Annotated in this window: 15 protein-coding genes; 3 read left to right on the top strand and 12 right to left on the bottom strand. The window is 37.4% G+C overall.

Annotation, left to right across the window (positions count from 1 at the left end; all coding sequences use genetic code 11):
- Nucleotides 1-205 precede the first annotated feature (205 nt).
- Together C1A47_RS12460 and C1A47_RS12455 are read left to right on the top strand one after the other, a co-directional pair.
- Nucleotides 206-1,081, top strand: coding sequence for an MBL fold metallo-hydrolase (locus tag C1A47_RS12460; RefSeq protein WP_111895350.1), 876 nt, complete (start codon nucleotides 206-208; stop codon nucleotides 1,079-1,081).
- 104 nt (nucleotides 1,082-1,185) lie between these two features.
- Nucleotides 1,186-1,566 carry a VOC family protein gene (locus tag C1A47_RS12455; RefSeq protein WP_111895349.1) on the top strand — a complete coding sequence of 127 codons (381 nt, stop codon included), beginning with the start codon at nucleotides 1,186-1,188 and terminating at the stop codon, nucleotides 1,564-1,566.
- A 67-nt stretch (nucleotides 1,567-1,633) separates the two neighbouring features.
- Here the strand turns inward: C1A47_RS12455 and C1A47_RS12450 are convergent, their stop codons facing one another.
- The 12 genes from C1A47_RS12450 to C1A47_RS12395 form a co-directional block, all read right to left on the bottom strand.
- Nucleotides 1,634-2,209, bottom strand: a complete 576-nt coding sequence (locus tag C1A47_RS12450) for a recombinase family protein (protein WP_111895348.1) — start codon at nucleotides 2,207-2,209, stop codon at nucleotides 1,634-1,636.
- 651 nt (nucleotides 2,210-2,860) lie between these two features.
- Nucleotides 2,861-5,041, bottom strand: a complete 2,181-nt coding sequence (locus C1A47_RS12445) for a TonB-dependent receptor (RefSeq protein ID WP_111895347.1) — start codon at nucleotides 5,039-5,041, stop codon at nucleotides 2,861-2,863.
- 212 nt (nucleotides 5,042-5,253) lie between these two features.
- Nucleotides 5,254-5,859 carry a GNAT family N-acetyltransferase gene (locus C1A47_RS12440; RefSeq protein ID WP_111895346.1) on the bottom strand — a complete coding sequence of 202 codons (606 nt, stop codon included), beginning with the start codon at nucleotides 5,857-5,859 and terminating at the stop codon, nucleotides 5,254-5,256.
- Between the two features lie 25 nt (nucleotides 5,860-5,884).
- On the bottom strand, nucleotides 5,885-6,502 hold the full coding sequence (locus C1A47_RS12435) for an RraA family protein (RefSeq protein WP_111895345.1): 618 nt from the start codon (nucleotides 6,500-6,502) through the stop codon (nucleotides 5,885-5,887).
- Nucleotides 6,487-7,299 carry a (2Fe-2S)-binding protein gene (locus C1A47_RS12430; protein WP_111895344.1) on the bottom strand — a complete coding sequence of 271 codons (813 nt, stop codon included), beginning with the start codon at nucleotides 7,297-7,299 and terminating at the stop codon, nucleotides 6,487-6,489. Before C1A47_RS12430 ends, C1A47_RS12435 begins: the two co-directional genes overlap by 16 nt.
- 12 nt (nucleotides 7,300-7,311) lie before the next feature.
- The gene (locus C1A47_RS12425; protein WP_171294385.1) at nucleotides 7,312-9,213 is read right to left on the bottom strand and encodes an IucA/IucC family protein; all 1,902 of its coding nucleotides are present in this window, start codon (nucleotides 9,211-9,213) and stop codon (nucleotides 7,312-7,314) included.
- Nucleotides 9,214-9,224: 11 nt separating this feature from the next.
- The gene (locus C1A47_RS12420) at nucleotides 9,225-11,051 is read right to left on the bottom strand and encodes an IucA/IucC family protein (protein ID WP_111895342.1); all 1,827 of its coding nucleotides are present in this window, start codon (nucleotides 11,049-11,051) and stop codon (nucleotides 9,225-9,227) included.
- A 9-nt stretch (nucleotides 11,052-11,060) separates the two neighbouring features.
- Nucleotides 11,061-12,482, bottom strand: coding sequence for a DHA2 family efflux MFS transporter permease subunit (locus C1A47_RS12415; RefSeq protein WP_111895341.1), 1,422 nt, complete (start codon nucleotides 12,480-12,482; stop codon nucleotides 11,061-11,063).
- Between the two features lie 11 nt (nucleotides 12,483-12,493).
- Nucleotides 12,494-13,897: a lysine N(6)-hydroxylase/L-ornithine N(5)-oxygenase family protein gene (locus C1A47_RS12410; protein ID WP_111895340.1), complete on the bottom strand. Its 1,404-nt coding sequence runs from the start codon at nucleotides 13,895-13,897 to the stop codon at nucleotides 12,494-12,496.
- Complete coding sequence (locus C1A47_RS12405; RefSeq protein WP_111895339.1) at nucleotides 13,890-15,680, bottom strand: IucA/IucC family protein; 1,791 nt, start codon at nucleotides 15,678-15,680, stop codon at nucleotides 13,890-13,892. The genes C1A47_RS12410 and C1A47_RS12405 overlap by 8 nt, the downstream gene beginning before the upstream one ends.
- Nucleotides 15,681-15,987: 307 nt before the next feature.
- Nucleotides 15,988-16,287: a hypothetical protein gene (locus tag C1A47_RS12400; RefSeq protein ID WP_111895338.1), complete on the bottom strand. Its 300-nt coding sequence runs from the start codon at nucleotides 16,285-16,287 to the stop codon at nucleotides 15,988-15,990.
- 3 nt (nucleotides 16,288-16,290) lie between these two features.
- Nucleotides 16,291-16,929, bottom strand: a complete 639-nt coding sequence (locus tag C1A47_RS12395; RefSeq protein ID WP_111895337.1) for an AAA family ATPase — start codon at nucleotides 16,927-16,929, stop codon at nucleotides 16,291-16,293.
- Nucleotides 16,930-17,324: 395 nt separating this feature from the next.
- On the opposite strand from C1A47_RS12395, the gene repM reads away from it, so the two are divergent.
- Nucleotides 17,325-18,263, top strand: a complete 939-nt coding sequence (repM, locus tag C1A47_RS12390) for a replication initiation protein RepM (protein ID WP_171294384.1) — start codon at nucleotides 17,325-17,327, stop codon at nucleotides 18,261-18,263.
- The last annotated feature ends 43 nt before the right edge of the window (nucleotides 18,264-18,306 follow it).

Here is an 18,306-nt window from a genome sequence, read left to right as displayed (position 1 = left end):
CACGATAATTTAAAGTTAACATAAACTGAAACACAAGAATGTTAGCTGCTTTATTTGATCGTCATCCAATTTATCCAATGGCACTGTTTAAAGCAGATTGCTCAATAGCAAACATTAACAACGCAATCCCAATATATTATTTAAATATCTAGCTCTCACACCTCAGCATTTGGGAACTAGGTATAAAACCCTTTTAGGAAAATTTATGAAGCTTAACCAAATCTATCAAGCACCTGCTGTAAATAAAAAACGCTATGGTGATGCCATCGTGACGATGCTTAGTGATGGCTACTTAGATGTATCATTTGAATTATTAAATGGTATTGAAGCCAATAAAGCTGAAGCTTTATTGGCAAACCGAGGTATTGATCCTTTACCTCGTATGAATATCAATGCCTTTATCGTGCAAACAGCAGGTCGTACAATTTTAATTGATAGTGGTGCAGGCGGAATTAATGGATGGGGTGGCCGGTTACAAGTTGCATTGTCTGCCGCAGGCATCGACCCGCTCGATATTGATACTGTGCTATTAACACATGCACATCCAGACCATGTAGGTGGTTTAGCTGCACCATTGGCAACACCGATTTTCCGTAATGTCCAAGAACTTTATGTCCATGAAAAAGAAATTAATTTCTGGCGCGATGATATGATTTATGCATCTGTGCCTGATGGCTTTAAACCATTTTTTGGTGTTGCACGAAATGCCTTTGATGCTTACAACGATAAATTAGTGCCATTTAAAAATGAGGCCATCTTGCCCGGAATTCAAGCAGTCCCTCTTTTTGGTCATACCCCGGGTCATACAGGCTATCTCATTGGTAATGAAAAAGATTCACTACTCATCTGGGGTGACATTGTACATTTCCCTCATCTGCAAATGGCACAACCAGAAGTCACTATCGCATTTGACAGTGATCCTAATGAAGCTGCTGCAGTTCGTGCAACATTATTGGATCGCGTTGCGACCGATAAACTATCCATCAGTGGAATGCACTTTAACTTGCCTGCTTCTGGGCGAATTCATCGTGAAAACAATCAGTATGTATTGAACTACGATATGTGGTCTCCAGCAGTTTAATTTTTACTGATTGTTTCATTTTATAAAACATACTATTGTTTTGACCCAATAAAGTGAATTTACAATATTTTAAATTTCAAAGCAGACAACATAAAGGAAAAACAATGAATATTAGCCACTTAGATCATTTAGTGCTAACTGTTGCAGATATAGAAGCAACATGTTCGTTTTATCAAAAAGCTTTAGGATTTGAAATAATTTCATTTGGAAATAACCGTAAAGCTTTGAAGTTTGGCCAACAGAAAATTAATCTTCATCAGGCAGGAAATGAATTTGAGCCTAAAGCGGAAAATCCAACCAAAGGCTCTGCTGATTTGTGTTTCATTGCACATGACCCTTTAGAGAAAGTGATTGAGCATTTAAACAATTTACATATACAGATTAGTGAAGGTCCTATTCAACGTACTGGAGCTGTTGGAAATATTCTTTCTGTTTACATACGTGATCCTGATCTTAACTTAATTGAGATCTCAAACTATTTATAGTTTAGTCTCATCTGCAACTTGGACTGCTCTCAGTCCTAGACACGAAGCAGCCTCTTTTTGAAGCTGCCTAAAATGCTTCTGTACCAACCTTTAAATAACGATAAACAGCTTGCCGACTAATCCCAAAAGCTTTCCCCAAAGCAACTTTAGAAGAGTACTGACCTTCCATCCATGCTTGACGTAAAGCATTTGCCTGATCAGGTTTGAGTTTATGCACCCGACCTTTATATTTACCCTGAGCAGCTGCCAGTTTAATCCCTTCTTTTTGTCGTTCTAAAATAATCTCACGCTCGAACTGAGCAAAAGCACCCATCAATTGCAACATCAAATTATCCATCGGTGTTGCTTGAGCAGTAAAAGTGATCTTTTCCTTCATGAACTGGATCGCAATACCACGTTTGACCAGTTTGTCTACTTCTTCAACGAGATCTTTTAAGCTACGGGCAAATCGATCCATCGAGTGCACGATAACCATGTCCCCTTCCCTGACATAGTTCAGCATTTCCTGAAATTTAGGTCGGTCGGTATTTTTACCTGAAGCTTTATCAATAAACAGCCGATCAATTTCAATCCCCTCCAATTGACGTCCAGTATTTTGTTCAACTGAGCTGACTCGAACATAGCCTATTTTTTGACCTTTCATCTTTTACCCCATAAATTGGCGATAAATCACTCAAAGTGTTTATTATAAATCTTAAATATAAAAGTTACATGTTATTTATGATCAAAAATCATTTAAAAGATACACTCTTATAATGAGAAAATCAGTGTTACTTTAGGGTATAGTCTAATAAAACACTAATTATAATTTTTAAAATTAGCATATTAATTTAATGAATATCCTAGTTATGAAGTTATGAAGTTATGAAGTTATGAAGTTATGAAGTTATGAAGTTATGAAGTTATGAAGTTATGAAGTTATGAAGTTATGAAGTTATGAAGTTTAGTTAAACCTGTAAATACAAACGTATCAATACCTAAATTCTAGTACCTTGCAGAAGGTTTACCAATCAATTACTCGCATACGAAACAGGGCTGACTAAAAACCCAAAAACAAATACTGAGCTGAATGGCTGCTCACAGTGAAAACCACAATAAAGGTTTGAGCGTACAGAGCATTTAATAAGCCTCCAATAAAGTCCACTTATTGATCAGTGGACACTATCAGAGGCTTAAAGTGCTAGAAAAAGTGATGGCTTACCATGTCATTAAAAAATAATAAATAAAAGATTTGAAGAACTCTTTAACTAAGAACGCACTCTTATCATCTTACATAGGTGTTAATCTGCCAGTTTTAATAATTAATGGTATAACTTAAAGCAAATATACGACCTTGAGCTGGAATATCAAGGTACTGATTAGAATTGGTTGCCGCAGCCTGTTGTGCAAAAACAGTTTTATATTGACGATTCCATAGATTATAAACACCAAAATCAACACGGCCTTTATATGCAGGGAAATGCATTAACACATCCATAGTCGTATAACCTTTGATTGCAGCAGCATTGTTATCATCACTATACCCTTTTGCGGCAAGCTTTAAATCATCTTTATAAGCCTTGTCTGAACCTTTAACTGCATTAGCCTGTACCCGAAGACTATAACCATCTGCATTCATCCATTCACCAAAGATTGTGCCTTTGACTGGGGACACATTAAATGCATTCAGTTCATGCCATGAATTGGATGCATCTTTATATTGCCCACGGGTATAACCCAAAGTTCCACCAACTTTATAATGTTCCATAAATGGATAGCTGATCGTAAATTCAGTTCCATAGACACGTTGATCGGTGTTCACAACATGTGCGGCACGACTACTGAACTGTACTGATTTATCAGAGGTATTATAAAAAGCAGTTAACCCTAGATTTAGTCCCTGATCTTGATTTAAACGCCACCCCAACTCATAGCTATTGACAGTAATCGGCTGTAGATTTGCAGTGGTGACATTATAGGTTGAGACATCACGCAACATTCGTTGTACATCGGGATAACTAAATCCCTGAGAGAAATTGGCATAAATCTGTTGTATATCTGTCAGCTTATATACTGCCCCTAAATTAAATAGAAACTTGTCTGCATCCGTTTTTCCTCCAGCAACTAAAGTGGTTTCTCGTGCTGGTACATAAGCATCTGTTTTGGCTTGAATATATTGATACCGTATCCCACCTTGTAGATTCAGACGATCTGTTAACTCATAATCTGCCTGAGTAAAAACACCAACATTATCAATATGAGTGTCAGGGCCCTGGCTTTGTGTTGCGCCTGTTGCGGTATAAGTTAAACCATTATCTGAGGCAGTATAGAGGTCCGCCCACTGACGATCATTCTCATGGTCATAGTCCAAACCATAAGTCAAATTGAGTACACGATCTGCAATAGTAAACTTAGATTGCAATGTGGAACGGAGACCATAAAAATCATTATTGGATTCACTTTGTTTTACACTATAGCCATTTTGAACCGTCGCGCCATAATAGGGTAAGAAGCGCATTTTTTCTTTTCGATAATAGGCTTCAAGGTTAAATGTTTGCCCCCAAAAATCTTGGTCTTGATATTGGGTATTTACCCCATAACGCTCAGTAAAAGGTTGATCTGGAACATTCCAACCTTTTTTAGCAGTGTAATAGTCTGAGGTTGTATTGGTATAATCTGGCCCATATTCTGTATCTTGTTGATCTTTAAAATACTGTGCACCAAAACTTAAGGTTTGGGTATCTGTTAATTTCACCCCCAAACGCCCATTGAGATCAATGGTGTCTGTATCCATCGTACTTCCCTGCCATGGACTAACTGAAATACGGTCACCATTTCCATCAAACTGAGAGCCTGTACTGGTGAAATTTGCCCCTAGGAAGCCATTCCATTTATCCGTATTAAATGATGCAGTTTGACCTAGTTCATAGGCCAAGCCATCACCGCGAAAATTATTTGCCGAGCTTAAGCCAAACTTGGTGCTAAATGCGACAGGTTTATCTTTATCGACCCGTTTGGTAATAATATTAATAATCCCACCTGTTGCCCCAGAACCATAAATACTGGTCGCGCCAGAAACCACCTCAATATGATCAATAGAATCCAGACTTATACTATTGAGTTGGCGAGCCGTATCGCGTGACCCTGTTTGAGGAACGCCATCAATCATCACCAAAATAGTTCGGCCACGCATAGTTTGACCATAGTTACTGGTTGTACCTGTACTCGGTGCCAAAGAAGGAATCAATTGTGCCAATACATCTGCAACTCTGCGCCCTGTACCAGATTGCTGAGCAATTTCATCTCCACTAATGGTCTGAACAGTCCCTGCGATTTCCGCAATATTCTTTGGTGTTCTTGTGGCAGTCACGACAATTTTTGATAGCTCTGCAACTTGTTTTTGAGTGTTTTCTGAGAGCTCAATATCACTCTCCGCATACAAATGACTACTGACAGCAACGGCAAGCAAGCCGAAACTAAATTGAAAAAGACGCATTCTAAAGCCTCAATACTTAAGATGTATAATTTATTGCAAATAATAATACTTATCATTATTAATTAAAAGATTTTATTCTTTATTTAATCAAAATTAAAGAGAAAATCTGAGAATTGAAGAAATAGGATGATATATTTCCTCAATTCGTGATTTTCAATTCAGGTTATAGAAAAGTATAAAAGGGTTTAAAATATCAGTTCAAAAGATAGAAACTAGCACAGCATACGATTTCCAATAGCCAGTTCATTCAGTTTTTTATAAAAATGATCTCGATAGCAGTAATATAAAATTGCATTTTTCTCAGGCATTTTTATTTTTCCTTGAGCTTCTAATGCAATCTCATCAGCAACATAGCGATATGACCTTACATTTTCATCAGGCTCACCGACAATCTTTTGAGCGGAAGAGTTTTCAAATATAAAATGAAAGATCATTCTCATAACAGCTCTAAAATGTCCCTGACCAACAACTGTTTTTTCTCCCAATAAAATATGCCATCCGACATCCTCATGCTGTGCTAGATAATAAAGAGAAAGCCGATCTCGCTGAGCTTCATAAATTTCACAATAGCCTACATCTTGATCATCAATTTGAATCATATACAAGCGTTGATGATCATCAACGATCATTTTTTCAAAATAAATAGCGAGTTCTGTTTCCGATTTATTCAGTTGCCATTGTGGAATAACATGTGGCTCATGCATCCACTTATGCAGTAATGGTAAATCTTCAGGAATTTTTACAGCACGTAAAGCATAGTGTATCTGGCGTTCTTGATAGGTAAAATGGTTTGCAAACTGTGATGATAATGTCGACATCGAAATTTCCTTCATTCACTATTTTTTAAACAATGTGATAATAGTCACGTCGTTGATGCTGAAGAAAAAAATGGTCTCGCTTTTGTTGCTCCATGAGCTCCATTGATTTAAATTTTTCTAAATGTTGGCAAGCAATACTCGGGTTTAAGATAAATACACCATCTGCATCACCAATCATTAGATCGCCTGAAGAAATACATGTACCTTCAAATTCAATAACTTGATCAAAATGTACAATACTGTCTCCCTGATTACGGGTCGTTAAACAGCTCACGGACTGTGCAAAGATGGGAACTTTCATGTTCTTGAGTGCATCTACATCAGTCACATTTCCTAAAATAACGATAGCAGCAAGCTGATGAAAGATCGCGGCCCGATGGCGTTGCTCACCCCAACACGCACGGTGTTTAAGCGCCCGTGCATCTATAACTAAAATGTCCTGAGGTTGACTGTCTAAGAGCGCCTGACGAAGATTCATGGCATTGATTGAATCTAAGATCACCGTTCGCACTTTACCCACAACATGCTGCACAGGGTTTATGGCATGTATCTGAGGTAAGTAACCATGATCAAGGACATGCCCAATGGTTGATGTTGAAATATTGGCATAATCGGTTATTAATTGATTTAAATGTTGGTGCATAGATATTTATCTTTTGTTTTTACGCGGTTTTGTAAAGGACAACTTTTACAGTATTCATACTGTGCTTCTGGAAGCTGAAAATAAAAGCAACATTTCTGTCTGCAATAGGTTTTTATGTCTGGATTCCAATGCTCGATCAAATCACCAAAGGGGTTATGCGTTAATTCAAAATGCTTGGCTGATAATTGCATGAGAAATTGACGTTGTTGCTGAATGGCCTGTCCACAAATCAATTGCTGTTTACGGAGTATCATGTCGTAAAACTGCAAAATACGAAGTGCTGTATTTTCCCAAAGCAATTTTTTAGGAACTTTGGCTACCTGACTGATCACCTCAAAAATCGAATTTAAATCTCTAAAAACCATAAAAAATAATGATTCAAAATCATATTTTTCCTGTAGCAAAGTCGAAGTATTCTTTGGACTAATATTCAAGGTAAGCGTACGGTTCCAAGCCCATTTCTCAGGTAAATCAAATACAAACTCAGTGAATGCCCAAGGCAATTGTCGTTGTTGAAATAGTGAGCTATACCAATATGGATACAATAAGGGCACAACCCAATACTTAATCAACATTGAACCTGCGCAGGTGCTATTTTTTGCCTTTATTTTTTCTGCAAATATTTGAATTATTTCAAAACATCGAACAGGATCAAGTAAATCTGCACCTCGATACGTACATGCATCTACCAACATGACTTGAATGTTGAGCGTTGACATTAATTCTTTTTGAAAAGCAGAAAAATCTGAAAGCTCAATATCACAATCATGTGCGATACATGGAATTGATGTACACATATTCCGTCCCACTTATTGCATTATATGCTTTAAAACATTGCGATTTTTCCCAATGCTTGAAGGCATACTACCAGTACGATTACGCTGTTCTAGCAATGGGCGAAGCAATTGTTTATACGGCCATTCCTGCTGTTCAAAAAGTAAATCGTAAAGCTGCGTATAAGCTTGATTTGAAAAAGGTGTTATAGCTAATGCTTGCTCTAAGGCTTGTGCTAGAACGCGCCATAAATCCACTTCATCTAAATCATAATAATGGGCTGCACTCTCCAATATACTTGCCAAATTGACCTGAATACCGAGCGTTTGCAGGTAAACAAGTAACTCTTCAACCGTGTCATGGTACAAGGTAATTCTAAAATTATGTGGACTGAGATAATGAGGATCATCAAGCCCAACTTGCTGCATCCAAGGTAGATGAATTCGAACAGAATCGTGATCTCTAAGCATCAAACCTGAAAAGTGCCCATTTTTAAGCACAATACACATATTCTGCCCATGAATTTCACCCATCAAGCCCAGACGGAATAAACGTAAGTTAATTTCAAAAAAGTCCAGACATAAATCAAAAAAGACCTGCTGAATTTGCTCAAGTGTTGGTTCACGATTTTGCCATTTCAAAATCAAGTCAAAGATATTTTGATCTGCAAGGGATTGCCCTAAACTGGCCATTGGAATGAGTTGATAAGGTTCTTGAAGCAATTCAGCGGGAATTTGTCGGCGCTGAGCCGCCAAATGCATAGGCCGTTCATCAAACAATGTCAAATTATCTGCTGTTAAATTGTTGGGTTGATCGGGTAAATAACCCCACCATTGATTTTCATCACATAGCCACAATCGTTTTGCTAATACAGGATCAATGTGTTTTGCCTGTTGTAAAAGCTTCTGATTTTTCTGCCCATTGATCATTTTGACGATAGGCAAAAAACGTAGTGAACCCAAAGCCTGAATGGCTAAAGGTAGCTTTAAACAATCTGCTGGCATAGAGCAGGACAATAGACTTCTAAGTGATGAACTCGCATAAAAATGATCAACACTATACTGCAACGGAATAATCGTTTTTTCAGCAATTTCCTGTGTAAATTGTACAGGTAGTACATGTTCAAATTGCCAAGCATGAATGGGGAAGGTTAGATATTCTTGACCAATATTTTTGTCATCTAACTCTGCTTGAAGTTCTCTATTTTGTTGTACATTTAAAAATATGCGCGCAGGTTGTTGTTGCTCAATGTCAACAATATCCGTGCCATAAACGAGCATTTCCTTTTTTATCGCAACCCAGCACACGGGGATTTTCTGTTGAAACTCTGGGCTAAAAGCCTGATATTCTGCGGCGGAAAATCCGACCTTTAACTTTGCTAAAGGGTGATAGGGTCGGTCACGTAATGCTGCATATTGTTCAAATTTCCGAAATAATTCAGCAGGAGAGTAAGATAACAAACCACCATTCAACATTTTCTGATCTTGACTCAATTCATGTTGCACAATTGCGTAGGCAAGATCTGAACGAAACTGCACAAACTTTTCAACCTGACATACTTCAAAGACACCTAAATCTTGTAATACATCCATAACTTCTAAAATAGAGGGCGTATTTAAAATGTAGTCATACTGCTCCTTGACAATATGAAGAATCGTATTTTTCATTTCCCAAGGTTGTTTAATGGCCATTTTTAATGGAATGACCAGATATTCACTAGAAGATTGATTAACGTATATTGCAAAATAATCCTGTTCATTCCCATTATTTTCAAATGCTTCAAGGCATCTGTATGATGTTTTCTCCAAAATAGTGAGTGCTTGTGTATATGTAAAAATTACGCGCTCTGAAATGTAGTGTTCAGCCAATAAACTATTGATCAGGTCGGTCAAAATAGCTTGATTAATTTTAGTCTGAGGTCGCAGCATCGTATTCATTTCACACGCCCTCATACACGGTCATGTCGAAATGCATACAAGGGATTATTGACTTGTCGTAACTGCACGACTGTATCACCATATAAACGACGTTTAGTCAGTGACTCGACACAATATTGAGGGGCAAAGACATCAAATTTTTGGAATCTGGCTTGATGCTCTGGATGGATTTTTTGAAACACATGAATAACGCGAGCAGCCTTTTTCCAGAAAATTTCTTCATCGAAATTAATCATTTGCTTTAAGCAAATTGCAATATCACTCAAGGCAACAAAGAATAAACAAGCACAGCTAAAATCACGTACTGCATTTAAATCATCAGTCAAGATAAATGACATACGATTGGTTTTCGCATGTTGACTTGGCAGCGCATGTAATTGTGGACATTGCTCAGGATGGGTTAAATGTTCTGGACTAAAACGTACACCGTCGTGGAAGTCTTTTAAAATAATACGAGTTGGCCAACCCTCTCGATGAACCAAAATAATATTTTGACCATGAGATTCTGAACCTATACCTTCCGCATACAAGAAAAATAAAATCGGTTGAATCACGACGGAAAGGAACTGATCAATCCACTGATCTGTACCATATTGATCAAGCCAGGGTTTGATTAAAAGTTGTTGATCTTGTTGAACATGCCCAATCCCATTAAGTGGGATCGCATCTTCATCTGCTTTCAAATATTGATGCACACTTTCACGCCACAAACTGCCAATCGCTGCATAAGCCTGTTTTGCATGGGAATTTGGCAACTTGCCAAAATCAACCGCTGTCGCATGAACTTCTCGTAGAATTGCAAAATCTAATGTTTTCGCAATGTCACTGTTGTCCATTAAACGCTGCAACCAGTCTGTAATTAATGGGCCATTCATCGCAGCATGTGCAGCCAACAGACGTGAACTGGAAGTATTGGTTAAACTCATGGACAGTTTAATATAGGGCTGGTCAGGCTGTTTGACATTTGTCAGGGTGCGTAACGACTGCTGTGCGATGTAAGCCGTTTCACCTTTCCCCAAGTAAATGATGGTCTGTTTTACAATTTCTTCAAAGAACACATGAATTAAAGTGTTTTCCCATTGCCAAGGATGAACAGGTAACCAGACATAATCATCTGGATCAACAGATTTTTCCAACAGGATCTCGCTAAAATTCTGTTGATCTTGTTCAGTCAGTTGCTGATTCAAATATTCGTCTGCATCTATATGACCTGAAACATTGCGAGTCAATATAGACACATGCACAGCTAACCAAACCAAATGAATTGGCTGTGCAAATTCAACCCCATATTTTAGATTATCTTGCAGACTAAAGCCGACACGCGATTTATAACAAGGATGATAGGGATGTCCCTCCATCAAATACGTTTCAAGCTCATCATAATGATATTGGCTTGCAGGCAAACTATAAGCCTGTAAACAAGCTTGGGATTGTAAATCATGGATAAACGTACGTTTTAACTCACTGATAAATTCATCACGTTTTTCTGCTTCAGTAATCGTTCTGACCAGCTCATCTAGCAACAAATTCAAACGGGCCGTTGTCTGCTGACCAGTATCGTCTTGACGCATCACATCTTGCCGATTGAGACGTACTAAACCAAAGCTCAGATGCCGAATTCCTTTTGCCAGATATTGAACAGGTTGGTTATTTTGATCTTGCGTATCAATCACAAATACGCCATTTTCGTATTTACTTTCAATGATTTCTTCATAAATCAAAGCTTGTAAGAGTTGTTTGATAACACGTTGTTCCACCTGATGTGTTGTATTTAGATCAGGCTGCTGCCATGTAACGGTCGGTGAAAAAGCTAAATGTGATGTTGTTAAATTACTCATATTTTTTCCTTAATCTTTAATCATGCCTTTGGATGAGCTTTGAGATGGAAATTTCCACGCCTGTGGTAATGCCAAAAACAGCATCACAGCACAGATAAAAAAGAGCTCTCGCATTGCTGAAAGTTGTGCCACATCTAGTTGATGTGTGGATGAAAGTGAATCTGTACGAATCTGTAGATAGAGTGCTGCGATGACCACGGCAACAGCCGAGCAAACTCTTCGAATCAAATTGTTCAGCGCTGCACCCTGCGTCACCAATTCCTGATCATGTAAACTGTTTAATCCAGCAGTTGTAGACGGCATATAAGACAACCCAAAACCGAGTCCATGAATCACCATGCAAACCACAAGATATGGAATAGGCAGATTAATACCCACCGCGAGGCCTATAAATGCAGTAGCAGTGAATAACATGCCTCCAGAAATTAATAATTTTGCACCATGTCGATCCAGATAATGCCCTGCCCATTTACTACATAAACTGGTGGTTAAAGCACTGCTCATCAGCAAAATACCTGTCCAAATCGGACTCAACTGCAAGGTGTTCTGAATCAGTAAAGGTATCAGTAGTAAGCTAATAAATAGCCCCACTGTATGAACAACAGAAATCATCAAACTGCGATTGAAACTCGCATTTTTAAACAGTTTCCAATCTATCAATGAATGTTTTTTCTTCTGATTTGTTAAGCAAAACAGTAGCCCAGCTAACCCACTTAAACCCAGCGTTGCCCAGAAGTTTACATGGTGAAGATCTCCAAGTTGCTTGATCTGACTTAATCCGAAGAGCAAACCAACAATTGCAACCGAAAGTAGGAGAAATCCAGACCAATCAAAAGATTGAGATTGATTGATGGGCTGTTTAGGTAAATGTATCCAACCTAGCCAGAATGCAGAGACACCCAATGGAATATTGATCAGAAACAAAGTCTGCCAATGCCAATACAATAAAATAACTGCACCAATCATAGGGCCACCAGCGAGAGTAAGCATAATCATTGCCCCCCAAAGCCCAGTAGCGGTTCCGCGCTGATCTTGTGGTGTCACAGAAAAAATAATGCCTAGTGATAAAGGAATCATTAATCCACTTGCAAAGCCATGCAAAGCACGAACGAGGAGCACTGTTTCAAATTGTTTTACGAAAACACCGAGTAAAGAGCTCAGTACAAAAACGGCCAATGCACATAGATAAACCTGACGCTTTCCAAACCGTTGACTTAGATATCCTGTAATGAGCAAGCTTAAACTCATGGTCAATAAAAAAATGACCATGACCCAACTCACGACAGATTCACCAATACGGAAATCATGCATAAGCTGAACAATTGCAGGGTTAAAACTGCTGTTATTCAGGCTCACTGTTCCTGTACCCAACATGACACACAACATTACCCAACGAGATCCAACAGGTAATGACTTTGGCATTTCAGCCATCGCCCGTCTCCTCACGACTTAGTGGTGTACTCAGCATTTTGTTTGCCTGAAAACTGAGACAAAACATGTTCTGACCGATATGCAGCTTTAGATGTTCGTACAACTGTTGGTAATGGATGTGGCTCAGAGATTTGAAACTCTTGAAAGCTTTGCCTTGCTTCAAGCTCAAAATAGGGTTGGCCTAAAATTTGATTGGCAATTTTTGCTGAACGAAATGCCCCCAAACCTAGGTCTGGTGTCCCTACGCCATGATGGTGTAAGTCTGTATTTTGAATATAAATTTCACCTTCACCCTCATATTGAAGCTGATGTTTGGCATCAATTTGCCAGCGATGTTGTGAATCTAGGGGAATAAGATGATTTAATTTATTCAAAAAATGAGAGGTCGGATAACGATAACCCGTTGCTGCAATTACGGTATTTGCCTGCAGGTGAATCACATGACGTTTTTGTGTCTGGAAAAACTTTAATTCAATCTGTTTCGAGCTTGCAAGTTCAGCATTTTCAAGCTGATGATGACCTGCAAGTGTGACATGGGTTTCTGCCTGACCGATACTACGATGATAAAGGCGCTCATAAATATCACGAATCGTTTTACTACTGATACCTTTATAAAGGTGAGCTTGTTCAGCAGGCAATTTATCCTTTAGTTCTTTAGGAAGTTGATGAAAATACTGCATATAATCTGGGCTAAAATTCTCTAGACCTAGCGGTGTATTTTCCATTGGAAAGAAACCGGGGGAACGCGTTAACCAATACAGATGAAACTTCGCCAAACCCGTGTCATTTGAAATTTGCCGATCAAACAGATCGATAAAGATTTCGGCAGCAGACTGACCCGAGCCAATTAAGACTACATTGCCTTTCAAGTCACTCTCATCCAGTTGATTTAAATAATTCGATGAATGTAAGCAGTTCGGGGTTTGTTCAGCGAGTATCTGTAACGGTTGTGGCAGTCTAGGTACTGTTCCAACACCTAAAACTAGCTTTCGTGTTTGATGGATTGAAAGCCGTCCCTGTTGTTCTGTAATAACTTGAAAGCCCTTAGAAATGGGTGCAATCTCAGTCACTCTACTCCCAAACTGCACATTTTGTAATTGCTTTACAACCCACTGGCAGTAGTGGTTATATTCTTTACGTGGAATATAAAGATTTTCTCGAAAGTAAAATTTGTAGAGTCGCTGTTGATCTTTCAAATAATTCAAAAAACTATATGGACTGGTCGGTTCTACAAGACTCACCAAATCAGCCATAAATGGAACTTGTAACATAGCATTGGGAAGTTGTAATCCCGAATGCCAATCAAATTTTGCATGCTTCTCAAAAAAACGATACTTTAAAGCATCATGTTGATTTAATAGAGCAGCCAAACTCAAATTAAATGGCCCTAATCCTACGCCAATAAAATCAAGCATGGTCGGCCTCCCGAACTGCCTGCTGAATATGCAACGGGTTTTTTAAATCAATATAAATCGATTGCTGTGAAATATGGGCTTGCAATTCATCAAGCTCATACAAACGGGTCATCATATTTCCTTTATATGGGAAGCTTTCCTGATACAGTACCGTTTGCAGTAATTGACTATCTGGGTATTTTTTATAAGCTCGCAATAAATAAGCTTGCAACATTTCAATCAATTTCTTTTCAGAAACAACGCCAGATGCACCAATCGCATTGATCAAACCAAATAAGGTATTCCCAATAAAATAGTAACGGAAACGCTCATTCACCAAAGAAAGAGGACAAACTGCCTGCCCATCTGTTTCCAATTGAGGAAACCGCGTTAATATTTGAGTTGCTAATTCCCGTATATAATAAAAACCCTGATTGTCACGGAACCAAACTGTTTTAGGCATGCCTTGTTCGAGTTCAATTAAGGTATTTTGTTGATGTGCCTCAAACGCCATACCAAATTCGTGATAAAGTTCCATCAAAGGCAAAATTGTCATTTCCAAAAACTGATCAAACCATTGCAAAGCAATTTTTTCTTCAGACTTTCCTGTTTTTATTGAAATTGTGGTGAAGATCTCATTAAAACGATTTTTTTCTTGGATTGGGTTGTCTTGGCAAAGCGATGCAATACAGGTGATATCATCCTGAGCGTTAAATGGATTCTCTCGTAAAATACAAATCGTTTCATCCAACACTTCGCTATTAAATTTTAAAGCAATCCAGGCTGGATCACTTAGCACCTGCAATCGTGGATTACGGTTTCTAAAGTCAACAAGACAGTCATCATGCCATAAGCGATAACTCAATAATCCACGGTGACATTCTTTATATAAATTCACGCGTACAGAGTTTGTCACCGCGACAGTCATAGACGTTTTAAACATCCATGGTGCCTGTTCACTATACAGTGTTCGAACAGAAGTCGTTGCCTTCATGTCCCATCCCAAAGCGCCAAAATCAATCAGCTTATTTTCATGTAAAAGTTGTTGATACCATGCTTTATCTTTGAGGTAACGTGCTTGCCAAGGGTGTAATGGCAGCAAAGCATACTCAGGATATTCAGCCATTTTTGCCCGATGATAATCATTAAAATAAGGCTCTAAGTCATTTTTCAACTGTGTAGGAATCGAAATGCCATGCGCATTATCATGGGCGACATGTACTGGATGTACATAGAGAAATTGCATTTTGAATGTGTTTCGAGTTTCAGGTGAGAAAATTTTCCAGTCATCCTGCACAAATCCCTGACGACTTTTTGGGGATGGATGCATGCTATGTCCTAACACCAAAGCTTGTTCACTCTGAATAAAACTTTGCTTTAGTGTCGTCACCTGATCAAGCTCAACTTCCCGATAACTTAGGAATTGATTTAAAGCTCGGCGGCTCTGAATCCAACATTCAAGTAAAGACGATGCATCTAATGCTGTCTGATTAGGCTGATGAACCAGATTTTCTAATAAATTAGCCGCTAAATTCATTGGGCTAATTTCAATTTCTATACCCTCACGTTCAACCCATGGTAAGCCTGAAAATCGATGGCGCCCCACATGACTTTGATATGAAATAGGAAAATAAACATGTGCTTGAAGTGATGTAAGTGGAATGCGTAAAATTGGGGAATGATCACTTTTTATACGATGTGCTTGTGATTGTTCTACAACAGAAATAATGTGGCCATAGCCTGTTTCTTGGAAATATGAATTTATTAAATGCTGTAAAGCTATTCTATCCGTGGTTGATTTCATCAATATCACTCTTTATCAGGAGGTAGGCGGATATTAAGCATTAGTTAAAAATATTGCAAATGATAATTATTATTATTTACATTAATAAACAATAATAATTCTATTTAATGACCTTAAAATTTGTAAAACTATCTAAAAATATAATAATTTATTTTAAATCATGTATTTATGAAAAAATAAATACACCTTTCTCTAGGAAAATCACCTATTTATGCATAAGTTATGAAGTTATGAAGTTATGAAGTTATGAAGTTATGAAGTTATGAAGTTATGCTATCTAATTTCAATAAATTAAATAGCATTTCTATTATTTAGAATTTTTATTAATGAGTTCCTGAAACTCTTCAGGGGTTTGCTCAGCTAATGATTCTAGAGCTATTCTCACAATACTTGATCGGTTCACACGTGCGTTATTGCTCTTAACAATTAGATCATCAATAAGCTGACTTAATTCTTCATTTAATGAGAATGTACAGCGAACAAATTTCTTTTGAGAAACTTCCAAATCCTTAACTCTTTTTTCAGCACCAGAAATGAAATTTTCAACCAGCTGATCTTGTTCTGAGATTTCTTCAGTTTTCTTTTTCAAACCACTAAGACCTACCATAAATTACACTCCTAAGAATTCTTGTGCGATGCCTTCAATTTCCGCTTTTGCTTTAGGATCACTTGTTACTTCAAATACTGAAAGGCCGTTTTCATCAGCATCATCATAAACATTCCGATTTGTAGTTATTTGATCTAACGCTTTAATGCCAAAAGATAAACATGCATCCTTTGCATCTAAAATGCGTTGAACTTGCGATGGTAGAGTTGGACATTGAGTAATAATCGCTCGCGCATTTAAATCAGGATTGACTGCTTTTGCTAATTTTAACACTTGCTCCATATGGTCTAATGTTTTTAGATCTCTACGTTTGGGTCTAAAAGGAAGTAACATATGCGTTGCTATTGTCATTGCAGAACGTAGGGCTTCAGAATCTTGTCCACCAGCATCAATGACAATATCTTGATATCTTTTTGCTAAATCTTTTAAAACAAGACGAATGTTTCCTGATGCTTGAACCGATGGAATATTTTTCAATTCTTCATTATCATCACGCTCTTTAATCCAGTCTGTCGTTGTCCCTTGAGGATCCGCATCGAGTAAAAGAACATCTCTATTTTTTGTTTGTAAATAAACGCTTAAGTTTTGGGCAAGACAGCTTTTGCCAGCTCCACCTTTTTCACCACCAACTAAAATAATCATAAGTTATGTAAGTTACGTAATTTTGTTAACCGTAATTTATAAGTTTTTATACATTGAATCAACTATAAATAGGAAAATAAGGCTTTTTTATAAAGTTATCCACAAGTAATTCTTTTTTTAAATTTATAATTTTATTTATTTTATATTTATAGATTCGCTGCAAAGCTTACAGAATATAGCTTTCAGAGAATATATATGGACAAATTCCTGTCATTATATGGACAAATTCCTGTCATTATGTGGACAAATTCCGTGATTCAAAATGACAGATTCCTGACAATAAGTGGACGGATTCCTGACATATATAGACAAATCCCTTACATCAAAAAAAAACTTTAAAATATGGACGTTAAATGTTAATGTCCATAGATTGTGTTTTCATGATGAGTCATGACATGGCGAATGTAATATATAAAGATAATAACTTAATTGAAGCATCTTACTCTTTAAACTTATCTGAACAACGCTTAATTCTAATTGCAATTATCGCGGCAAGAGATATTGAAAAAGATCTTACCTCAGATACTGTTTTGACAATTCACGCATCAGAATATATGAAGCACTTCAATTTAGGCCGCCAATCAGCGTATGAGGCCCTACAGACCGCATGTGATAATTTATTTGAACGTCGGCTCACTTATAAAGCTATAGACCCTCTAACAGGGAAACCAGCGATTTATAAAAGCCGTTGGGTCTCTAAAGTTGGTTATGTCAAAGAAGCTGCTTGTGCTCAGCTCGTATTTACGCAAGATATTTTACAATTATTTGTGAAGCTCGAAGAAAAATTCACGCGTTATGAATTAAAACAAATTTCGCAACTATCGAGTGTCTATGCTATACGGCTATATGAATTATTGATCAGATGGAAGGGAAAAGGAAAATTATATATTAGTATTCTTCAGTTAAGAGAAAAGCTAGGTTTACTTGAAAATGAATATAAAGTAATGGGCGATTTTAAGAAACGCGTGCTGACAGTTGCAATAGATCAAATTAATAAATTTACTGATATTGATGTGAATTATGTTCAAAGAAAAGAAGGCAGAACAATTACACATATAGAATTTTCATTTGATCTTAAAGTCGATCTAAATTCAAACTCAAATGAGATCGTGTTAGAGCCAAGTTATTTATTGACTCCAAAGCAGAGTGTTTTTTTTGCAAATAAGCTATGTGATTTAGTGTTATATCCAAAATTTGGAGCGAAGTATGCGAATATTGGTGAGTCAATAGATGACTTCCGTGAAAGAATAGCTAGCGAGCTTCAAGAGCAGAAAAATGTACAAAAGTATTATCAGTATTTATTAGAGGTTGGTTTCAAAGAAAAATTTAAATGATTTAATAATAAGCTTCATAACTTACATAAGTTAAGTAACTTCA

The sequence above is a fragment of the Acinetobacter sp. MB5 genome (assembly GCF_003261585.1).
Taxonomy (GTDB): Bacteria; Pseudomonadota; Gammaproteobacteria; order Pseudomonadales; family Moraxellaceae; genus Acinetobacter.
Note: the sequence above shows the minus strand (reverse complement) of the source record. Positions and strands in the feature narration are given on the sequence as shown.